Here is a 21,549-nt window from a genome sequence, read left to right as displayed (position 1 = left end):
CGTGGCGAATATCCGTTGAAATATATGACATGAATATGACCCTGCCTTTTATGGTAGCGCAAATTCACTCTTTGTGAAAGCCTAAATCACGCAGGACCAAATCATGATTGCGCCAATCTTTTTTGACCTTGACCCAGAGTTCCAGGAAGATGCGCGAACCAAGGAGCGCTTCGATATCCATGCGCGCCTGCCGGCCGATCTCCTTCAGCATCGAACCCTGTTTGCCGATGATGATTCCCTTCTGTGAATCCCGTTCGACGTAGATGACAGCACCGATATAGACGACGCCGTTATCCTGAACATACATCTCCTCAATCTGCACAGCAATGGAATGGGGCACCTCTTCATAGGTTGCATGAAGAATCTTCTCGCGGATGAGTTCGGCTACGATGAATTGTTCGGGATGATCGGTGATCTGATCTTCTGGATAGTATTGTGGACCTTCGGGAAGACGCTTGAGGATCTGATCGATCAGCGTCTGCACGTTGTTGCCCTGCTTAGCAGAGACCGGGATGAACTCTGCAAAATCGTATTCTTCCTTGTACTGAGCGATGATCTCCAGCAATTTCTCCGGCCGGACGAGATCGATCTTGTTCATCACGCAAAAGACAGGCGTATTCACGCCTTCGAATTGCTTCATGATAAAACGGTCTCCGCCGCCAAGCTCTTCGCTCACATCGATCAAGAACAGGATGAGATCTACTTCGTTCAGCGTCGATGTCGCTGTCTTCACCATGTAATCGCCGAGTTTGTGCTTCGGTTTGTGGATCCCCGGTGTATCCAAAAAGACGATCTGCGCATGATCCGTCGTATAGACGGCCTGGATCTTATTGCGCGTCGTCTGCGGTTTATCGGACATGATGGCAACCTTTTGCCCGACGATTTGGTTCAGCAAGGTGGATTTGCCGACATTCGGTCTGCCGACCAGTGTAACAAAACCAGATCGATAAGTTTGTTTCGGATTCATAAGGTCTCTCCTTCTGATCTCATTCTATCCTTTGATGATGGTTCATGGTCTTCATCGCGGTTTCCGCTTTCCAGCGCTTGCGAAGTGAATGCACCAGGCAGCAGAGCGGATACTGTCGTGCGCATGACCTGCCCTTGCAGGTTGGCCAGGATCACCGGCATCTCCGGCGGACACAGCTCTGCGATCACCTGTCTGCAAGCGCCGCAGGGCGTGATCGGCCTTTCCGTCTCACCGATGACCGCCAGCATCCGGAATGTTCCCGGCTTCATCCCGCGGGATACCGCGTGATACAACGCGGAACGCTCTGCACAGTTCGTGCTGCCATAGGCGGCATTCTCGATGTTGCAGCCGCCGTAGATCTGTCCATCCTCGGCCAGCACGGCTGCGCCGACCTGAAACTTCGAATACGGCACGTAAGCGTGCTCACGAGCTTGCCCGGCGTGCTGCAACACCAGCCGCTCTATCTCGCTGAGCGATGCCTGATCGATGACCATTCCTAACATTTCCATCAACTCCTTGCGCATGCTGCGGCTGCCGTCTCTGTGCTTGTTGCTGGCAAACCTTTACTTATGTGCTTGATGTTTGCCTATGGTTATAGGATACCCGTATTACCTCGGTTTGTTCGCAGCGCCGGCAATCGCCGCCATCGTGAAGATCACGATCGCTGCAGCCAGCGAGGGGATCGACGGGGACAGCTGGTAGCCATTCTTCAGGATCTCCAGAATCGCCGGCAGGAAGACCGCAAGCCCCACCGTAACGGCAAAAAAAGCAGACACCATGACGGCGGCTGCAGCGGTATCTTTGGCTATGCGGGCTAAGGGATGAAGATTAGGGCTGGCGAGATCGACAACGGATTCCAGAGCGGTATTCGCCAGCTCGCAGATGATCACGGTAAACACGGCAGCGGATACGAACAGTACCTCTGAAGCGCTCAGCGGCAGCAATAAGAGCAAGAGCGCAGCCGCACACGCAGCCCCGATGTGGATGCGCATATTCAACTGCGTCGCGTAAGCATAGCGAAGTCCCGCGATCGCATACATGAAGCTTTGCTTCAGCTTCTTCGTTCTAACCGGTCTCATCGAACAAGACCAGCCTTCTGTAAGATAAGTTCCTGCTTGGCAAACATGACCTTCTCTTCCTCTTCATCGCCGTGATCATACCCCAGCAGATGGAGGAAACCATGCACGAACAGGAAGCCGATCTCCCGTTCAAGGCTGTGGCCGTAATCCTCGCTCTGGGCGATGGCCCGCTCGACGGAGATGATGATGTCGCCGAGCATCTCCTCCGGCGCATCTTCCGCTTCATCGAAGGTGACCTTAAGCTCCTCCCCGCCCACTTCCAACATCGGGAAAGACAACACATCCGTCGGCCGATCGATGCCGCGGTAAGTGCGGTTAAGCTCATGGATCTGAGCATCATCCACGAAGGTGAGAGCCACTTCGCCGGCGCTTACTTGTTCATGCTCGGCGGCAATGTGCAGCAGCTTCTCCAGCATAGGTGTCCACGATTCGGGAAGCGGATAATGGTCTTGTTCGTTTATGCAGATCAGGGTAACTGCCATCCTTCGTATCTCCTCGCTTTGATGATATCGGGCCCGGCCGCACCGAGCCCGCATAGTCCCTCATGAAACGCTGGATACTGATGCTCGAAGACAAGAGCTGGTATTCCAGCGCTCCGCGTCTAGACCTAAGCCGTATTCGTGGAGCTTTCTCCATCCTCCGTCTTCTTAGGCGTATCCTCCGGGTATTCGATGCGGGAATGGAAGATGCCGAGAAGGGATTCCTTCAGCGTGCTTCCGATGATGTCCAATTCTCGCAGGGTTAGATCGCATTCGTTGAACTGGTTGTCCTCCAGCCTGTCCTTAATGATCTTGTCCACCAGCGCGCTGATCTGTTCCAGCGACGGATTATGCAGCGAGCGAACCGCCGCCTCCACCGAATCGGCAATGCCGACAATCGCTGCTTCCTTCGTTTGCGCCTTCGGACCTGGATAGCGATAATCCTCCTCGGTGAAGTCAATTGGCTGGTTGTTCTCCTCCGCCAGCTTGATCGCCTTATGGTAGAAATATTTGAGCAGCGTGGTGCCATGGTGCTGCTCAGCGATGTCACGAAGCTGCTTCGGCATCTTGTACTCGCGCAGCATCTGCTCGCCGTCCCGTGCATGGGCGATGATGATCTCCTTGCTGATGCTCGGATCCAGATCATCGTGCGGGTTGCCCATATTGCCTTGATTTTCGATGAAGTAGCTTGGCCGCTTCGTCTTGCCGATGTCATGGTAGAATGAACCGACCCGGCACAGCAGACCGTTGGCGCCAATCGCTTCCGCTGCCGCTTCTGCCAAGTTGCCCACCATGACGCTGTGATGGTAGGTGCCCGGCGTCTCCACGAGAAGCTTGCGAAGCAGCGGGTGATTCGGATTGGACAGCTCGATGAGCTTCAGCGGCGACAGGATGCCGAAGGATACCTCGAAGAACGGCAAGAGTCCGATGGCGAGCACAGCGGTCAAGAGGCCGCTCGCCAGGACGAAAACCAAAGAAAGCGCAATGCTCTCAAGATCATACTGATCCTGCAGCAGAGTGATGCTGAGGACGGCCAATCCTCCAAGCAGCGAGATGAGCAGCCCCGTCTTAAGGATCGCCGACCGCTGACTCGCCTTCTGAATCGCGAATACCGCCGCGAAGCAGACAACGAGTGATACGAAGCCATAATGATAATCAAACAGCTGATCATTCGTTGCCGAGTTGAAGATAATGCTGGACAGAATCGAGAAGATGACCGAGCAAACAATCGCCAGTCGTCCTTCCAGTAAGATCGCGATCAACATGCTGCCCAGTGCAGCCGGCGCCAGGTAGCCAAGATATGGATAATCCTGACTCTGCGCGAGAGCGACGATCTTCATCACAATCACATTGATCACGAAGATCAAGAGCAGCATCAGGAGCTGTACGTTGTTATGCCGGATGTTCAGATCGCTTTGGCGGATATACCAATACAGAACAGCTGCCATAAGCAAGATCAACAGGATCAAGCCGAACTGAGCGGCGTAGTTGATCTCGGTCCCGAGCAGATCATATTGCTGCAGAATCTGATAGAGCTCCGGCGTGATCATCTCACCTTGCCTTACGAGCACCTCATTCTTCTGTATATAGATTGGCTCAACATTGTTGCGTGCCGCTTCTTTAGCCTGGATCGTCGCTTCAGCGTCGCTGAATTTGTTCGGCGTGATGACGAAGCGAATGATTTCCTGAGCGATCTCTCTGGACAACGCGGTATTGAGCGAGGAGGCATTGACCATCTCGGCCACGCGCGCTCTCGCCTGCTCCGCATTCTCGATCGGCTCGCTCATCAGCTTGTTGACGATCGGCAGGGCCACCGTCTCCATCTGCTCGAGGGTCTCAGCAGACAAACGGGTGAATTTGTAATAGGATTCCTGCGGGATGCGGTACGCTTGGTCTTGGATAGCGTTGCGCATCGCCGTTAAGACCGATTCATTGTAAGTATTGGATGCCTCCCAAGCATTGATCTTCTGTTCGAAGAAAGCTTCATATTCCGCCGGAAACACCTTCGGAAACAACTCATAGCGTTCGCTGTTGGTAAACGTCGGATCCCCATTGATCTGTTCCAATTTATCAAAGAGAATACTCAGCAATTCACCGTTCTGCATAGGGACAACGGCGTAGACCGGCTGCACCCTCTCGGCGGCTTCATCCTGAGCTTTGCGCGTCGCTGCCTCATTGGGAATCTGCTTCGGCGCGAGGATCGTGTGTTCGCTGACCATGCCGGGTTCAAGATTGTAGGTCTTGGGCAGCAGCTTATCGCTGGTCGACACATAGAACAGCACCGCCAAGCAGAAAAACAAGGCGATCCGCACGCCGAGGCTGTCCTTCCAGCCGTTTAAGATCGATTTTCTGCTGGAATCGGCGGCCTGTGAACCTTGCCGGGCAGACTGTGATTGCATCATGAAGACAAGTCCTTTCTATACTTGATTGTCATTCTTGTTGTAGGCATTGATGATCTTCTGAACCAAAGAATGACGCACGACGTCCTGCTCCGTAAAGTGAATAAAACCGATCTCATCGATGTCCTTCAAGATGCGCTCTGCTTCGATCAACCCGCTGGTCTTGCCGCGGGGCAGATCGATCTGGGTGATGTCACCGGTGATGACCATCTTCGATCCGAAGCCGAGCCTGGTCAAGAACATCTTCATCTGTTCAGTTGTTGTATTCTGTGCTTCATCGAGGATGATGAAGGAGTCATCCAGTGTTCTTCCACGCATATAGGCCAAAGGAGCGATCTCTATGAAACCGCGTTCCATGGATTTGGCTACTTGTTCAGGACCCAGTACATCGTTAAGTGCATCATACAATGGCCGCAGATACGGGTCAACCTTTTCCTGCAGGTCGCCTGGCAGAAAACCAAGGTTCTCCCCGGCTTCAACGGCGGGTCTTGTCAGCACGATCCGCTTCACCGCGCCTTGTTTCAAAGCGACAACTGCAAGTACTACGGCCAGATAGGTCTTGCCGGTACCCGCCGGCCCTACGCCGAAGACGATGTCCTTCTTGCGGATCGTCGTCACATAGTGCCGCTGTCCGATCGTCTTGACGCGTATGGGCTTGCCTCGGTATGTCGTCGTGATCTCCGCCTTGTACAGATCGAGAAGCTCGTCCGCTTGCAGTGTCTTGCTGAGCTCGATGGCGTAGGCGATATCCCGTTCATTTAATTGATGGCCCTGGCGGATAAGGGTGAGCAAGACGCGGAACAATTGCTCCAAGCTGTCGAGTTCCTTGCTCTCCCCTGCGATCACAACCTCCTCTTCCCGCGACATGATCTTGGCTTGGTATTTCTCTTCGATTAATCGCAGGTATCTGTCTTGGGGGCCGAATAGAGCCAACCCTTCAGCCATGTTTCTGAGGGCGATCTGTATGGTTTTGTTCGCGTTGTGCAATCTCTCAATCTCCTTACCTGTTCATCGTCTGTTATAGTTGGGTATGATGCATGAAGTGACGTTAACTTGGAACCAATGGCTGTTACCTTGGACCTCAATACTTGTATATTGGACCAGTTGAGTCATGGTTATTAGACAGCCTGTTCCAGTTGAACGGTCGCTCATGAGGCAGTCTGTGCAACTTGAACAGCATTCTCTTGCTGTTGTACAGTCTCCTCACGTTCATGCATCGCTGTTATGCTGCTATATGTATATGGCAATTAATAATATATCACGGTTCCTGTCGATATTAGAAGGACGTTTAAAGCTCGGCATTATGACATATGCTGATTAACTGCTGCTGTCGTCCGTTCCCTCCATCTCGTGATCATCAGAACCTGGATCTTCGATATACACGATAGGCAGTTCCTCGCTGATCTCATGCTCCACTTCAAACAGTACTTTCATATAAACTTTACCATTCTGCACATCCACATGCAAAATTTTTTCGTCATGAATTTGTGCTTCTCTCCCGAACTTAGCATATACATCCGCACGGGCCTGCGACAACCCCATCTCCCGTGCAGCGGACTCGCTCAACTTAACCTCCTCCAACCTCACTTCTTTCGCAGATTGCTTCATCCAGCCGAAGGGGATGGAGTAGCTGCGCCATCTTAATTCTTTGCGATCGGTAAAGACGGCCTCTTCCTCGAAATCCTCCTGCCCATATCCTGAGATCTGCAATGCGCGGTTTCCTAAGACGAGATAGAAGCGCTGCTGCTCATTGCCTGTGTACACCTTGCGTTGCTGATTAAGCGGCACGCGAATCTCGTATTCATGCCAAACAAGACCTCTGACCTCTCCTTTGGCAACGACAGCCCGCTGATGTACCTCATTGCCTATGAGTCCAGAGATCAGAATATCCCCTTTCTTAACCCTCATATTCCGCCGCACCATGGGCTTGCCCTCTTCCGCAAATATATGCGTGATAACAGCATCAGAAGTTGATACGAGGTGCCGCGGACTCAATAGTTCCCGCGGTTCGGGAACAGTCGTTTCCACGATCTCGATGGTGACCCGCGTGCCTTGTATGGACACGCCAACCCAAGCGGCATCGGGGAGGTGCTGCATCATGCGCGTGGACAGTTCATCGACCTGAGGCAAGCGGAACTTCCAGGCCCACGGGCGGATGCCTTGTGCGGCTGCAATCTCCCGTACCTCCTGCGTGCTGAGCCGGCTGTTGCCGACTACATCGATGGACCATACAAACGATGACAACATGTACAATCCGAGGACGAACAAAATCAAACCAGCCGCCCAGAACTTTCTTTCGCCGAGGCGCGCCAGCCAGAACGGCATGCCGAAGCGTGCGAGCACGCGCATGCGGCAGCCCGTCTCTCTCAACCATGCACGCAGACGAAAAAAATCGCTGAGATGAATATCCAATTCAATCTCACCCCGGTCCGGCAAACACGAGATATTCCAGACGAGGATGTGCTCGTCCACCAAACGATTAAGGAATGCCTCAACCCGCTCGCCGCGTACACGCAAGCGTACGAATCCTCTGATCAATGATACGAGATTGGATTGCATAACCGCTCCCCCTATGTTCGAGAATTAGTGATGCGTGTCATGTCGTCATATTGTTGTCTTCTCCGTCATAGCGCTTGATGCTTTTTCTTTTGCACAGTTCCGCAAGGTGCTGACGGTTATGGTTATGCGGCGAATCTCCCCGCATGATGTTCACCGTTATGATCATGTCATGCATCTCAGCGCATGGATCGCGTGGTGATGCTTAAGCGGCTTAGCGCTGATGCTGACGTTGATTGTTACGGAAAATTGTCACGCGCCCAGCGCATGATGTTGGCTTTTAGAGCAATGCCGTGTATCCCGCCGCATGCTGTCAACTGCACAGGTTGCACAGATATAGTTATGCACCTCAAACAAGATGCTGAACTTTGTGCTACTTGTCTTGATCGTCGTACATATACTTCACTTGATCAATGGTCCCCTCGATAAAGACTTCCTCCGTCAGAATTGCTCTGATCACTAGATCCCGTCCTTCGATCTCCAAACAGCCCGAACTAAGCCTTAACCGCAGCAGCCGATCAGAAAACGCCATGACACCGCGATGATTTTCGATATACAGCTGCATATTGCCGATCATCGTAATACGGGGGATATCGAAGATAACATCCTTGGGAAGATCAAGAAACTGGGCGGTCAATTTGCGCAATCTCTTGCCTAATGGAGGCATCTGCTACAGCCCCTCCTTCGTCTCATCCAACATCTGTATAGAAGCGCAGGCTTCTACAACCATATGCGGAGAAGCAGGGAAATATGATTGGTGCTGAGTCGACACTTCTTGTCGTTTCACAGGCGGATGGAGGGGATTGCACGCTGGGTCGATACTTCTTGTCGTTTCACGACCGAATGGAGCGGGAGCGCACGCTCAGTCGACACTTCTTGTCGTTTCACGACCGAATGGAGCGGGAGCGCACGCTCAGTCGACACTTTTTGTCGTTTCACGAGCGGATGGAGGGGGAGCGCACGCCGAGTCGATACTTCTTGTCGTTTCACGAGCGGATGGAGCGGGAGCACACGCTCAGTCGACACTTTTTGTCGTTTCATGAGCGGATGGAGCGGATTGCACGCTGAGTCAACACTTCTTGTCGTTTCACGAGCGGATGGAGGGGGAGCGCACGTCGAGTCGATACTTCTTGTCGTTTCACGACCGAATGGAGCGGATTGCACGCTGAGTCAACACTTCTTATCGTGTCACGAGTAGTGTGGAACGGATGAAGCTGCTGATCTCGGTCCAGACAAAAAAATCCTGCATTATGCAGAAATTTTACTGCGTAATGCAGGATTTTGCGTATCGAAGCATATTCACATTGCTGCTAACGTCCTATCGTCTAGTTCTCCGTGCTTTCGGCGGTCCGAAGATCTCGGACCACAGGATGCCGCTGACAACCTGCTGTGGTTTGATCTGAATGTCCTGCTGCACAGACCTGTTCGGCGAAAGCTCGTTGTCCCAGATATCACCACTCACTGATGAAAGTGAGATATTATCCTGATCGTAGTTGTAGCTCTCCAGATCATCTCCCAGCTCATCCGCATAGGGAGCGGCGGACATCTCCTCGGTGATCCGGGAGGATCGGGTGATCCGAGGAGATCGGTCATCCCGTTGAATCTCCGAAGCTTCCCGCAGGGTTCTCATCTCTGAATAATCAGAGTAGTCGGATCGGCTGGGATATTCTGAGTAGCTGGGATAGTCCGAGTAACCGGGATCGCCGAAGCTGGACTCCTGCCGCCTGCCTGAGCCCCCGCTTCTTGCCTCCGCCTCGCGGCTCACAGGTCTTTCGCTTCGTTCCAGCGGCTTCACAGGCGGCAGATCCAGTTTGGGAACGCCAAATGGCGGCATGCCTGGGATCTTCTGCTGCGGACGCTGCAGGCCGCGGCCGGGCTGCTTGCCACGTGCACCGTTTAAAGCAGTGAATATCCAAAACAAGATGATAATCGCTATGATCGTTTGCATCGCATAGCCTCCCTTCATCCCGCAGCCATGTCATCCCATGGCACAGCGGGAAGGATGTTCAGCCGCTGCACGAACTCCGTTCGTCATCGACATGTTGGGACGTGATAGGATCGAAACCATTGCCGTTTCAAAACATCTTCATCTCGTCATAGCCGAATTGTTATTTACTCGTCTTTGTTGTTAGACTGACCCGGATTGGTCATGCGGCTGATCGAGCTGCGCATCTGCGTATCCGATTGGATATTCTGCAGGTTCATATAATCCATGACGCCGATCTTGCCCTCACGCAGCGCATCGGCCATCGCCAGCGGCACCTGGGACTCGGCTTCCACGACTTTTGCCCGCATCTCGACGACACGCGCCTTCATCTCCTGCTCTTGTGCAACGGCCATTGCACGGCGTTCTTCCGCCTTCGCCTGAGCGATCCGCTTATCCGCTTCCGCTTGGTCGGTCTGCAGCTGGGCACCGATGTTGCGGCCTACGTCTACATCAGCGATATCGATCGATAAGATCTCAAAGGCAGTTCCCGCATCCAAGCCTTTCTCCAATACGGTACGCGAGATCGCGTCGGGATTTTCCAGAACTTGTTTGTGATTCTCCGAGGAACCAACCGTCGTGACGATCCCTTCACCGACACGCGCGATGATCGTATCTTCGCCGGCACCGCCGACAAGTCTGTCGATATTGGCCCGCACTGTCACCCGGGCAACGACCTTCACTTCGATCCCGTCCTTTGCCACGGCGGAAACAACAGGGGTTTCGATGACTTTGGGATTAACGCTCATCTGCACGGCTTGCAGAACATCACGACCTGCCAAGTCAATAGCCGCCGCGCGCTCGAAGACAAGCGGGATATTCGCACGCTGTGCAGCGATCAGCGCATTGACGACGCGGTCTACGTTGCCGCCAGCCAGGTAATGGCTCTCCAACTGGTTAATCGACAGACCTAGACCCGCTTTCGTCGCCTTGATCATCGGGTTGACGATGCGGCTTGGGATGACCCTTCTCAGACGCATCGCAACCAATGTGATAATCCCGATACGCACTCCGGATGCCAGCGCAGAGATCCAGAGCATCACTGGAACGAAGCTGAAAAATACGACGAACACAACCAGCACCAGCGCGATGATTAACAAATAGATAACCTCAATCATGCTTAGTATTACCTCCTTCATTTTTCGGAAAAGTATATAATGACGGACGAGATACAACCTATGTATTCCGTTCCGTTATTATACCCTTAATTGAGCTTAGATTGCTTAAGAAAATCATGCCTCATTCTCTTGCAATGCAGAAACAACTATCCTCATTCCCTCTACATGGATGACTTTAATCGGAGTATTCGCAGGAATAAATTCGCCGTTGGTGACTACGTCGTATTTTTGACCATCGATGACCGCCGTTCCCGACGGTCTTAGCACCGAGGAAGCCACACCAGTTGCGCCAAGCAGCTCCGTTTGCTCCACATTGGATACATAGCCGCTCTCTTTGTCCAGTTTGTCGCTTAAGATAAATCGATTCCAAATTCCGCGGTGCTTGAAGACCCTAACGACGATCACGATGATCACCGCAGCGGCGAGCACAGCGATGCCCAAGGATTGCAAGGCCTGCCCCGTCTTATTCGCAGACAATACGACGCCGCTGCCCAGAGCGATGATGCCCAAGGCCCCGAGTACGCCGAAGCTCGGGACGAACAATTCGATCAGCATCAAGATGAGACCCCCCACGAATAGGGCGATATGCTCGACACCTGCAAAACCGAAGGCATAATTTCCGAAGAAATAGAGCGCAAAGCCTGCTATACCGAGGATCCCCGGAACTCCAAAACCTGGCACCAGCATCTCGGTGATCACCCCGGCGATCCCGATAATCAAGAGAATGATCTGAACATAAGGGTTTGTAAGGATGCGTCCCGCCTTCTCCGCCATGGACATCTCCATCTCCACTACCGTATACCCCGAAACCCCAAGATAGTCAAGAACGCCGTTTAGACCCCTGGTGATATGCTCCGCATACCCCGCCGCCGCTGCCTCCTGCGCCGAGAAGGAGATCAATTCTCCTCTCCCATACGTCACGCCCAGCTCCGGCACTTCTACGATGATCTGATCATCAACCATCCCTTCTGCATACAGGGGATTTCGTCCGCTTTGCTGTGCCGCAGCACGCATCGCCGTGACCCAAGCCGAGATCTGTTTAGAATCAGTGATCCGGTTTCCTTGGCTGTCCACCATGGCTGCCGCGCCGATCACCGCACCGTCCTGCATGATGATCTCATCCGCGCTGAGCGCGATGTACGTTCCCGCTGAGAAGGCATGCCCGTGAATGAAGGCCGCCGTTGGAACAGACAGCCGTTGGATCATCGGGCCGATTTTCATCGCAGCATCCACATAGCCGCCGAAGGTATCGATATCCAGAATAACATAATGAGCACCGACTTCTTCAGCTTCCCGGAATGCTCGTTCCAGAAACTGCTTCATCCCATGATCGATCGTATCATGCACTGGCACGACATAGACGAGCCGATTCGGGCTTGTTTCCGCCGCAGTGATCCCTTGACCATTCGGCTCTGCCCGGGCGGTATCTGCTACGATCGGCGATAAGATGAACAAGACCAACATGGCACACAATGGAATTAGCAAGTTGATAAGTGCCCCCCGCCGATCTCCTCGATCCCGCGAACGATGTGAAACTGCTGCCTTAGATTGATTTGGTTTGCGCCGCAAATGACATACCTCCTTTGATCTCCCTGCTGCTCTTCGCAAAGACTTGGTGAAGCAGCATCCGGCCGTGCGGTCGATGCGATGGAATCGTTACACTTTGCCATATGCTAGTGGCGTATTCGATATTCAATCCAATCTGCTGCTCTGTCACCTTTATAGCGACCTGATCTTATCGCAATATACTGCCACAACATGCACGTTTTGTATATTATTTTTGCGATCTTTGTTGTTTTCTGTAAGGATATGCATTAATACGTCAATATACAGGTGGAGGTTTCATTAATCTGATCGTGCATAAAAGAACCAAAAAGACTCCGGCGGGTAAGCACGGAGTCTTCAGTGCGTACATTATTCATTATTGAAGAAATTGCTGCACAATCTGATTAACAAGGCGGCCGTCGGCACGCCCTTTCACCTTGGGCATAAGAGCGCCCATCACCTTGCCCATATCAGCTTTGGAAGAAGCACCGACTTCTTGGATGGTCTGCTGAACAACAGCTTTGATCTCTTCTTCCGTCATCTGTTCAGGCAAGTACTCGCTGATGATGTTGACTTCCGCTTGCACGTCAGCAGCCAGATCATCACGGCCTGCTTTCGTGAATTCCTGGAGGGAATCTTTGCGCTGTTTGACTTCGCGTTGCAGGATATCGAGCACCTCGCCGTCATCCAATGTCCGCTTCTGTTCGATCTCAAGATTCTTGATCGAAGAACGAATCATCCGAATAACGGAGAGACGGAATTTGTCCTTATTTTTCATCGCTTGTTTCATATCTTCATTCAGACGTTCAGTTAAATTCATCGCTCAATATCCTCCCGAAGTTCAAACTTTACGCACGGAATATCAATATCTTCTCTTGCGTGCAGCCTCAGATTTCTTCTTGCGTCGAACGCTGGGTTTCTCATAATGCTTGCGTTTTCTAACTTCGGCCAAAACACCGTCTCTAGCAAGCGTTCGTTTGAAGCGGCGAAGTGCAGAATCTATCGTCTCATTCTTGCGAACTTTTGTTTCAGACACCAGTTTTCCCTCCCTCCGGAACAGACCGTCCAAGACGCTGACGCGGTTATCAAACTACATTATATGTTATCCGAAAATACAGTGTCAACTGTTGCCGACGAGCGCACCCAGTTTCTCCCCGCCGAGCACGTGGAAATGGATATGATGAACGACTTGTCCGCCGTCGGAACCGATGTTGTTAATCACTCTATATCCGGAGTCTGCAATGCCCAGGGTCTCAGCCGCTTGCTTGGCTGCTAAGAGCACTTCTCCCATGAGGGATGCATCTTCTTCGGTGATGTCGTTCAGGCTGGCGATATGCTTCTTCGGAATGACGAGGACGTGCACCTTCGCAGCGGGTGCAATATCATGGAATACCAGCACGTTCTCCGTCTCTAACACCTTGTTGGACGGCATCTCGCCTGCTGCGATCTTACAGAAAATGCAATCACTCATCCTTCGATCCTTCCCTTCTCACAGATCTATTCTGTTCAATCATAACGAATATTTTGTCCTGAGTCCAATGAAATCGATCCCCTCGACCACCGATCAATCCAGCTGCTTCCGATTCGCATGCAAGAGTGCGCTGCGATCAAGCAGATGAGGACCATCGAAGAAATAGAGATAGGTCTCCTTCACCGGTTTGCGCCAGATATCCGCTACCGCCCTCGCATAAAGACCGATCTGAATATCGTAACGCTGCGCCGCCTGTTCGGGTCCGATGCCCGCGACACGGTCCGTCTTGTAATCCACCAGGACGATGCCGTCGGGTTCTACGAACAAACAGTCGATAACCCCTTGGATTAGGATGCCTTCCTCGGCGGCTTCCCCCTCAGCTTCGCGGTACACCTCACCCGCAGGCAATCGGTAGCTGAATGGCTGTTCGCGGTAGAGGCGTTCGGCACGTGCCATTCGCAAGCCCAGATCTGAGTTGAAGAAAGCTGCCACCTGAACCGGATCCACCGCTTCTGCCTGCTTCGGCGTCAAGAGATCCAAATCGATGAGCCGCTGCAGAAGCTCTTCGATCACTGCTGCATCGATGGGCTCACCGATCGGCACATGCTGCATCACCGTATGGTAGGCGGTTCCCCGCTCGAGTGCGGTGAGCTGGTCCGTCTCGCCCATGAAGGCCGGCCGGTCCGTGAGGACGATGTGTCCCGCAGCACGTCTGCCCAGCAGTTCGATATCTCCGGTTTCATCGAACAACTCTTCTTGGAGAAATTGCTGTTCAGCAAGCCGTTTGATCTCCGTAACCGTGATCTTGGACAAGAAGGAGGAGGCTTCCTTATGGGGATAGCTCCACTCGAAGCGGTACGTCAAGAGCTGTCTGTCCGCTGCTGCTTCTGCCCCTCCATGCGGTGCAGATCTTGTTGCAGAAATGTCACCGTCTGCCGTGCCGAGCGGGTCCTTGATCAGCTCAAGCAGTTCCTCCCGCGTATGCGTCGGGACCGCAGCAGCCGCTTCCAGCAGCGTGTCAACAGGCACCTGATGCACCAGCCAGCGGGAAGGATCTTGCGTGATCTCCCGCATTTCTCCGGCTTCGATGCCCAGTGAATCCCTTACCCCAGGATGGCGGAGAAGCGCCGGGAAGATCCAGTCGGCATAGCACCTTGCCTCCATCACCGCCCGGTAAGTCAAGGTGTCCTCAGCGCCGGCAGCAAGCCGCTGCCATTTGCTCTTCTCCTTCTCCAGATCGCGGAAAGCGGCGACGAGGATCAGTTTCTCCCGGGCTCGGGTTAAGGCCACATACAAGATGCGCATCTCTTCCGCCAGCATCTCAGCCTTCAGCCTGCGGCGGACAACGAGCCAAGGCAGTGACGGCAGGCTGATGCGCCGCTCGGGATCGATGAACTTCGGTCCCAGTCCCCACTCTTTATGCAAGAGGAAGGACTGACGCAGATCCTGTTCATTGAAAGGCTTGGCCAGACCGGCGACGAACACGATCGGGAACTCCAGCCCTTTGCTCTTGTGGATCGACATGATGCGCACCACGTCTTCCTGTTCGCCGAGGGCACGGGCGCTGCCGAGATCTGCACCGCTGTCCTGCATCCGCTCGATGAACCGCAGGAAGCGGAACAGGCCGCGGAAGGAAGTGGATTCATAGGTCCGCGCCCGGTCGTACAGCGCCCGCAGGTTCGCCTGCCGCTGCGCCCCGCCGGGCAGACCGCCGACCAGATCATAGTAGCCGGTCTCGCGGTAGATGCGCCAGATGAGATCCGCTAGTGAACCTTGGCGCGCTTCAGTCCGCCAGCGTTCAAGCTGTTCCAGGAAGCTGCGCAGTCTGGCCCGCAGAGCAGGATCGATGGAGACGCGAGCCGCATCCTCCTGCCGGGCATGAGCTGCATCAGCCTCTTCTGCAGTTGCAGAATCTTCTGCGAATACAGGATCTTCTACGGATACAGGCACTTCTTCGTCAGCAGTTCCTGCATCTGCTGCATATTCATCGCCGTATGCAGCCCGCTTCAGCGCTTCGTAGAAGTCTGTGCGCGGGCTGTGAATGCGAATCCAAGCGAGGTCCTCTGCCGTGAAGCGGTAGATCGGCGAACGCAGCACGCCCGCAAGCGGAATATCCTGCAGCGGGTTATCGATCACCTTAAGCAGGGACAGCATGACCTGAACTTCTGTCGCCTGGAAATACCCCGTGTTTAGATCCGCATACGCCGGGATCCCCATCATCCGCAGTTCCTCGATGATCACGGGCGCCCAGTGCTGCGTCGCCCGCAGCAGGATGACGATATCCCGGTAGGTCGGCCGGCGGTAGGATTTGGCTGCCTTATCATAGACGAGATGCGGCGGCTTTCCTGTCTGCCCCAGCAGTTCCGCGATGCGCATGCCGATCATGCGGGCTTCTGCCTGCACCGCTTCCAGCTCACTGATCTCATCCTCCAGCGTCATGCCTGTTCCGTCTTCTTCTGTACCGTTCGCATCCTCATCCTGCCCCGCATCCTCCAGCTCTTTGCGATCGGCGATGAGCACCTCTACGGCATGGTCAGAAATTCCCGCCTGGGTTCCTGCAGTATCCATTCCGTCCATCTCAGCAGCCGCTTGCTTAGCTGCTTCTTCCTCATCCATGCCTCCGGATGCCGGGCTTGCAGCGATAACGCGGGCAGCGGCATTCGCCTCCTCATAATAAGCGGCTCCATAGCGCAGCTCGGCTTTGTCATCATAGTCGATCTCAGCGGCGCTTTCGTACATGATCTGGCGGAAGAGGAAGTTTACCGCATCGACGACTTCCCGGCGGCTGCGGAAGTTCATCGCCAGATCGATGCGCCGCCCGCCCTCGCCGGAACGGTACGACCTGTACTTCGCGAGGAAGAGCTCCGGTTCCGCCAAGCGGAAGCGGTAGATGCTCTGCTTCACATCGCCGACCATGAAGCGGTTTCCCGTCTCCCGCGAGATCAGCTCTACGATCATCTCCTGCACGCGGTTCGTGTCCTGATACTCATCGAGCAGCACTTCCACGAAACGCTCGCGGTAATGCAGCGCAACCTCAGAAGGCACTAGGCTCTCCGGCGTAGAAGCCGGATCGCGCAGCACCGCTAAGCAGTAGTGCTCCAGGTCATTGAAGTCGACCAGCCCCTTCTCTTGCTTCTTCAACGCATAGCGGGCAGCGAATTCCTGGACGAGGCGGATCAGCACGTCTACGACGGGGGAGAGCATAAGGAGCTCCGCTCTGTAATGATCAGCAGAGCGTTGGAACCACTCTTCTTTGAGACCCGTGACCGCATCCTTGACATCATCGCGCAGTTCTTTCGCAGCCTCGATCAAGCGGGGATCATAGTCAGCGCCGCGGCAAGCTTTGAGCCTGCCGAACTGAAAGGCGTCCAGATCCTGCTTGATGACGTCCCAATCCCCCGACTCGCAAGCTGCCAGCAAGGCGCGCAGCATCTCGAGATCGGCATGCAGCGCCTCATGATATGGCGCGGGACCTCCGGGTTTGCGGCAGAGATCAAGGGCCGCTTCGATCAATACGACGCATCCTTCGAGTTCTTGCTGTACTTCTTGCAGTACTCCTTGGAACAATCCCTTGGACGACTCCGATGAGCCGTGGAAGCGTTGTGCCGTCTCCTTAAGCCAATGATCCGGCCACGGATGGCTGCGGGAGAATTCATACAGCCTGAGCACCAGCTGCATCACCGGTTCGTCGCTGCGCTCGCCGCCAAAGCAGTCGATCAGGCGGAGGAAGGCTTCATTGCCCTCCTTGGCATATTCATCTTCGAACAATTCTTCTAAGCTTTCATGTTTGAGAAGTTCAGCTTCCGTCTCATTGGCGATGCGGAACACCGGATCGATCGGAATCTTATAGAAATACGTTTGCACCACTTCCAGACAGAAGGCGTGCAGCGTGCTGATCGGCGCCTTGTTGATTAGGGCGATTTGCCGTGCTAGATGCTCATTGCCGCGATGCTCCGAGAGCTGCTGCTCCAGGGCTTCGCGGATGCGCTGCCGCATCTCGTCGGCGGCGGCTTTGGTGAATGTTGCGACAAGCAGGCGATCCACATCCGCCGGGTTCTCGGGATCCGTGATCCGGCGGATGATCCGCTCGACTAAGACTGCGGTCTTGCCGGAACCCGCAGCGGCGGCCACGAGCAGATTCGAGCCCCGCTCGCTGATCGCTGCCCATTGATCATCGGTCCATATCGAGCCTTGCGGTTTAGGCTGACTCACTTATGCTTCCTCCTTCTGCTCCATGATCATCTGCCACAGTTCATCGCGATCCCAGTCATGCAGGAAGCGATACCCATTCTCCTCCAGCAGCGTATCGAACTGACAGACCGGGCGGTAGACGCAGTGGGAACAAGGTGAGCGCTTGCCCTTGCGATACGGCATGATCTCGACGCGGCCGCGCACGATCTCCTCGCCGATCTGACGGATCTTGCGTCTAACGAGCCGCCGCACGGCCTGCCACTGCTCATCGTCCGCCACATTGGAATCGCTGTAGAACCCGCCGTCTTTCTTCAGCCCTACGGGGACGATCGGCGAACGTCCGCTCTCCAATTCATTGTCCATCGCTTGGATCGCCTCATGGTCAGCTGCGACGATCCCTTGCATCTTGTACTGTTTTAACAGTTCCTTCTCGTATTCTTCATGGTTCATCGGCCGTGCGGTTTGGATCAGCGGGTTATGCACCTGGAAGTACAACGCCCCCGCCGGCAGCCCGGGTTTACCCCGCCACTCGGCAGCCTGGCTGATTACCACATCTAAGTAAGCAAGCAGCTGCAGTGAGAGACCGTAATAAACTTCTGCAAGGGACAGTGACTTCGCCCCAGACTTATAATCGATGATCCGCAGCCACTCGTAATCACCGTACGGCGCCGCATCGACGCGGTCGATCCGGCCGATGAGCTCCATCAGCACGCCATTATCCAGGGTGAATGTGAGCGGCTTAAGCCGTTCTCCCGGGCCGAATCCCAGCTCCAAAGCAACGGGTTCAAATTCGCCGCGTTTTGCATGCTTGCCCATCATCGCCGCCGTCCGGCTGACGGTGCCCTTCAGCCGCCGCGTCATGTATTGGAAGCGTTCCGTACTGAACAGGATTTCGCTCTGCAAGCGCGGGGCGACCGTGTCGACGGCCTGTTCAGCGCGGCGCATCAGTTCCTCCGCCGTCAGATCGCGCCAGCGCACGCCGTCTTCGATCAGATCCCGCGCCATTTTGTTCAATGCCGCATGGAACAACTGGCCGATATCCGGCGCTTCCAGCCGATAGATGCGCCGCTCCTTCAGGCGCAGGCCATGGGAAGCGAATTGCATGAAGGGACAAGCGGCGAACCGCTCCATCCGCGAAACGCTCGCCGTCAGCTTATGCCCGTACAACAGGCTGCTAGCTTCCGTGCTGAGCGGCCGCTCCTGATTCGTATAGTAGAAGGCATACATCATCTGCTCCAGCTTGCTGCGCCAAGCGTCATCCTTCGCATACCAAGCCAGCGCTTCCCGCCAGATCGGGGCAAGCTCGCCGCCGCGCAGCCACAGGCGCAGCTGATGCAGCAGATAGGACATCGATCTTTCCGGATGCACAAGATAATCGGCCTGCATCGCTTCGTCCAGCAGCACGGAAGGCTCCGCCATAAGCAGATCGGGAGTTGAGGCCAGATGCGGGAACATGCGCGAGATGCGGCGGATATACTCGGAAGGCAGCAGCGCGCGGCCCTCCTCATCCGCCAGCGGATAGCTGATCCACAGTCCCTCCGAGGGCAGCGTAAAGCCCGTATAGGCTAAGAACAATTCATCCAGCAGCCTGCGGCGGCTGTTCGGCGCCAGCTGCATGCCTAAACCGGCGGCCATCTCTCGTTCGAATTCGGTCAGGATGCCGCCTTCCGCCATCTTCGCAGGCAAGACGCCGTCGTTTACGCCGATGATGAAGGCATAACGGACTTGACCGAATCGGGTGCGATCTAATGTTCCGATCAGCACCTGATCCAAGGATGGCGGTACAAGGCCGAGTTTCATGCTCTCTAATCCGGCATCGAGTACGCCGCTGAATTGTTCTGGGCTCATCTTCTCCGAACCGAGGATCTCCACGATCTGATCGAAGAACGCGATCAGTCGATTCCACAGTGCGCTGTGCTCCTTCGCCCGCTCGGGATGTCCGGCGGCAAGCGCCTCTTCACTCCAGGCGAGGAGTTTCTCAGGCACGCGCAGCGCAGTGAGCAATTCATAGACCGCCGTCACCTGCCCGCGCACATCTTCCGCCTCTTTAAACCGCCGCTCGAAGGTCATGAGCGGCTCAGCGACTTGCATGCGTGCTTCATGGATCCGGTCAAGCTCATCCTCCGAAAGTCTCTCCGCCGGTTCATCCTCGTCCAAGGATCGCTGCACCGCAAACTCCCACCGCTTGTCCTCCGTCCAGCGCGATCCCTCGATGCCGAAGGCGAGCACATAGTTCTCCAATTCATCCATCGCCTGCCGGTCATCACTGATGAGGTCGGTCTTCACGCAGCGGAACACCGACTCGTAGCGCCAGTTGTGCACGATGACCTCCAGCGCAGAACGGATCAGTTCGACGACGGGATGATGCATGACGCTCTTCTTGTGGTCCATGAAATAAGGAATCCCGTGGTCTTCAAACACCGTTGCAATCAGATCGCCATAGGTCTCGAGGGTGCGCGTCACCACCGCGATCTCCCGGAACCGCACGCCCTTCGTCTGCACCAGCTTCAGGATCTCGCGTGCCGCCGCTTCGATCTCGGCACGCGGGTTCACCGCCGCGGCTATGCGCACCTGACTGTCCTCGGCCATCCTGCGCTTCGTATCGGGCAGCAGTTCGATCCCGTCGAGATAAGCCGGCGGATGCCGCAGGGCAAAATGCTTCTCCAGATGGACAAGCATCGGAGCCTGCTTGTACCGCGGCGCCTCGCCGCTGAGCAGGACGGGCTCGCTGAGCGCTACGCCGTACCGCTCAGCGAGCTCCTTCAACCGCAGCATCGTCGAAGCCGGGGTATAGAACATATTCAATTCATGCAGCATCTCCCCAAGCTCATAATCCCGATCCAAACAAAGCGCAACGGTCACCTGTTTGACCGTGCGCATCAACTCCCCGATCACCGCATATTCCTGCGGCGTAAAACCGGCGAATCCATCGATCCAAAGCTCTGCCTCCCGCAGATAAGCCGAGCGGGAAGCGTGCTGCGCCAAGGTCTGAAGATAATCCTCCGAATCGACATAATGCCCGGCAAGATGGGTCTCGAATTCCTGATAGATGATGCGCAGATCTTGGATCTTGCGGACGAAAGAAGCCGCTTCCCCGTCCTCATCTTCTTGCTGATGCCTTGCAGCGCGGGCCAGGATCTCCTCCATGCTGCCGGCGTCATTCTGATATCTGCGAAACTCATTGAACAATTCATTCAGCTCAGCGATAAAGCCTCGCTGCTCCGCCGCCTTATGGAAGATCTCCAGATCATCTCGGCGCGCCTGCAAGATCTTATAGAGCAGCATCTGTTTGCCGGTATCGTCGATATGTATGCGCGCTGTACCGCCGCACTCCTGCATGACGCGGTAGGCCAGTCTGCGGAAACTGAGCGCCTGGGCACGCAAGGTGCCGTGCAGCCCCGGCGTCGTCACCAGTTCGTACTCCGCCTGGAACGTCGCTTGTTCCGGCACGAGCAGGATGAGCGGCGGTCCTGCCGGATCTTCCCGCAGCCGTGTGCGGATCTCATCCAGACAATAACGGGATTTGCCGCTGCCTGCGCGGCCGATAACGAATGTAAGCGGCATGCGATCCCCTCCCCTTCTAGTTCTGCTGCTGTATGACCAATAACGATATATATCCAAGACCAAGCACGAACCGCTCTAGATCGGCAACTTGTCATGCTTGTCTCCATTAACTCATACATATAGAAATGATACACCAATTCAAGTCCGCTCTTCTATACTCATTATCTTCCCTTATCAGGGATAAAGGAGCGTAGGC

Annotated in this window: 17 protein-coding genes; all 17 read right to left on the bottom strand. The window is 54.8% G+C overall.

Annotated features, from left to right (window positions below; translation table 11 throughout):
• Positions 1 to 64: 64 nt before the first annotated feature.
• Positions 65 to 967: a GTPase Era gene (gene era, locus PRECH8_RS03515; protein ID WP_200965701.1), complete on the bottom strand. Its 903-nt coding sequence runs from the start codon at positions 965 to 967 to the stop codon at positions 65 to 67.
• Positions 964 to 1,461 carry a cytidine deaminase gene (locus tag PRECH8_RS03510; protein ID WP_200965853.1) on the bottom strand — a complete coding sequence of 166 codons (498 nt, stop codon included), beginning with the start codon at positions 1,459 to 1,461 and terminating at the stop codon, positions 964 to 966. Before PRECH8_RS03510 ends, era begins: the two co-directional genes overlap by 4 nt.
• Before the next feature lie 114 nt (positions 1,462 to 1,575).
• Positions 1,576 to 2,046 (bottom strand): diacylglycerol kinase, encoded by a 471-nt coding sequence (locus tag PRECH8_RS03505; protein WP_200965700.1) that lies wholly within the window; start codon positions 2,044 to 2,046, stop codon positions 1,576 to 1,578.
• Positions 2,043 to 2,528 carry an rRNA maturation RNase YbeY gene (gene ybeY, locus PRECH8_RS03500; RefSeq protein ID WP_200965699.1) on the bottom strand — a complete coding sequence of 162 codons (486 nt, stop codon included), beginning with the start codon at positions 2,526 to 2,528 and terminating at the stop codon, positions 2,043 to 2,045. Before ybeY ends, PRECH8_RS03505 begins: the two co-directional genes overlap by 4 nt.
• Positions 2,529 to 2,653: 125 nt before the next feature.
• Positions 2,654 to 4,924 (bottom strand): HD family phosphohydrolase, encoded by a 2,271-nt coding sequence (locus tag PRECH8_RS03495; RefSeq protein WP_200965852.1) that lies wholly within the window; start codon positions 4,922 to 4,924, stop codon positions 2,654 to 2,656.
• An 18-nt stretch (positions 4,925 to 4,942) separates the two neighbouring features.
• Positions 4,943 to 5,869, bottom strand: a complete 927-nt coding sequence (locus PRECH8_RS03490) for a PhoH family protein (protein WP_200965698.1) — start codon at positions 5,867 to 5,869, stop codon at positions 4,943 to 4,945.
• Between the two features lie 372 nt (positions 5,870 to 6,241).
• Complete coding sequence (gene yqfD, locus PRECH8_RS03485) at positions 6,242 to 7,483, bottom strand: sporulation protein YqfD (protein WP_200965697.1); 1,242 nt, start codon at positions 7,481 to 7,483, stop codon at positions 6,242 to 6,244.
• Positions 7,484 to 7,520: 37 nt separating this feature from the next.
• A complete protein-coding gene (locus PRECH8_RS14370) occupies positions 7,521 to 7,658 on the bottom strand; it encodes a hypothetical protein (RefSeq protein ID WP_207161765.1) in 138 nt (45 codons plus the stop codon).
• Positions 7,659 to 7,853: 195 nt separating this feature from the next.
• Positions 7,854 to 8,147: a sporulation protein YqfC gene (gene yqfC, locus PRECH8_RS03480; protein WP_200965696.1), complete on the bottom strand. Its 294-nt coding sequence runs from the start codon at positions 8,145 to 8,147 to the stop codon at positions 7,854 to 7,856.
• Positions 8,148 to 8,798: 651 nt separating this feature from the next.
• Positions 8,799 to 9,428 (bottom strand): hypothetical protein, encoded by a 630-nt coding sequence (locus PRECH8_RS03475; protein WP_200965695.1) that lies wholly within the window; start codon positions 9,426 to 9,428, stop codon positions 8,799 to 8,801.
• Between the two features lie 164 nt (positions 9,429 to 9,592).
• On the bottom strand, positions 9,593 to 10,582 hold the full coding sequence (gene floA, locus PRECH8_RS03470; RefSeq protein WP_200965694.1) for a flotillin-like protein FloA: 990 nt from the start codon (positions 10,580 to 10,582) through the stop codon (positions 9,593 to 9,595).
• Between the two features lie 114 nt (positions 10,583 to 10,696).
• Positions 10,697 to 12,046, bottom strand: coding sequence for an NfeD family protein (locus tag PRECH8_RS03465; RefSeq protein WP_200965693.1), 1,350 nt, complete (start codon positions 12,044 to 12,046; stop codon positions 10,697 to 10,699).
• Between the two features lie 457 nt (positions 12,047 to 12,503).
• The gene (locus PRECH8_RS03460; protein WP_200965692.1) at positions 12,504 to 12,947 is read right to left on the bottom strand and encodes a GatB/YqeY domain-containing protein; all 444 of its coding nucleotides are present in this window, start codon (positions 12,945 to 12,947) and stop codon (positions 12,504 to 12,506) included.
• A gap of 42 nt (positions 12,948 to 12,989) precedes the next feature.
• Positions 12,990 to 13,163: a 30S ribosomal protein S21 gene (gene rpsU / locus PRECH8_RS03455; RefSeq protein WP_200965691.1), complete on the bottom strand. Its 174-nt coding sequence runs from the start codon at positions 13,161 to 13,163 to the stop codon at positions 12,990 to 12,992.
• A gap of 84 nt (positions 13,164 to 13,247) precedes the next feature.
• The gene (locus PRECH8_RS03450) at positions 13,248 to 13,598 is read right to left on the bottom strand and encodes a histidine triad nucleotide-binding protein (RefSeq protein ID WP_200965690.1); all 351 of its coding nucleotides are present in this window, start codon (positions 13,596 to 13,598) and stop codon (positions 13,248 to 13,250) included.
• 93 nt (positions 13,599 to 13,691) lie between these two features.
• Positions 13,692 to 17,810: a UvrD-helicase domain-containing protein gene (locus PRECH8_RS03445; protein ID WP_200965689.1), complete on the bottom strand. Its 4,119-nt coding sequence runs from the start codon at positions 17,808 to 17,810 to the stop codon at positions 13,692 to 13,694.
• A complete protein-coding gene (gene addB / locus PRECH8_RS03440) occupies positions 17,811 to 21,353 on the bottom strand; it encodes a helicase-exonuclease AddAB subunit AddB (RefSeq protein ID WP_200965688.1) in 3,543 nt (1,180 codons plus the stop codon).
• Positions 21,354 to 21,549: the final 196 nt, after the last annotated feature.

The organism is Insulibacter thermoxylanivorax (genome assembly GCF_015472005.1).
GTDB lineage: Bacteria > Bacillota > Bacilli > Paenibacillales > DA-C8 > Insulibacter > Insulibacter thermoxylanivorax.
Note: the sequence above shows the minus strand (reverse complement) of the source record. Positions and strands in the feature narration are given on the sequence as shown.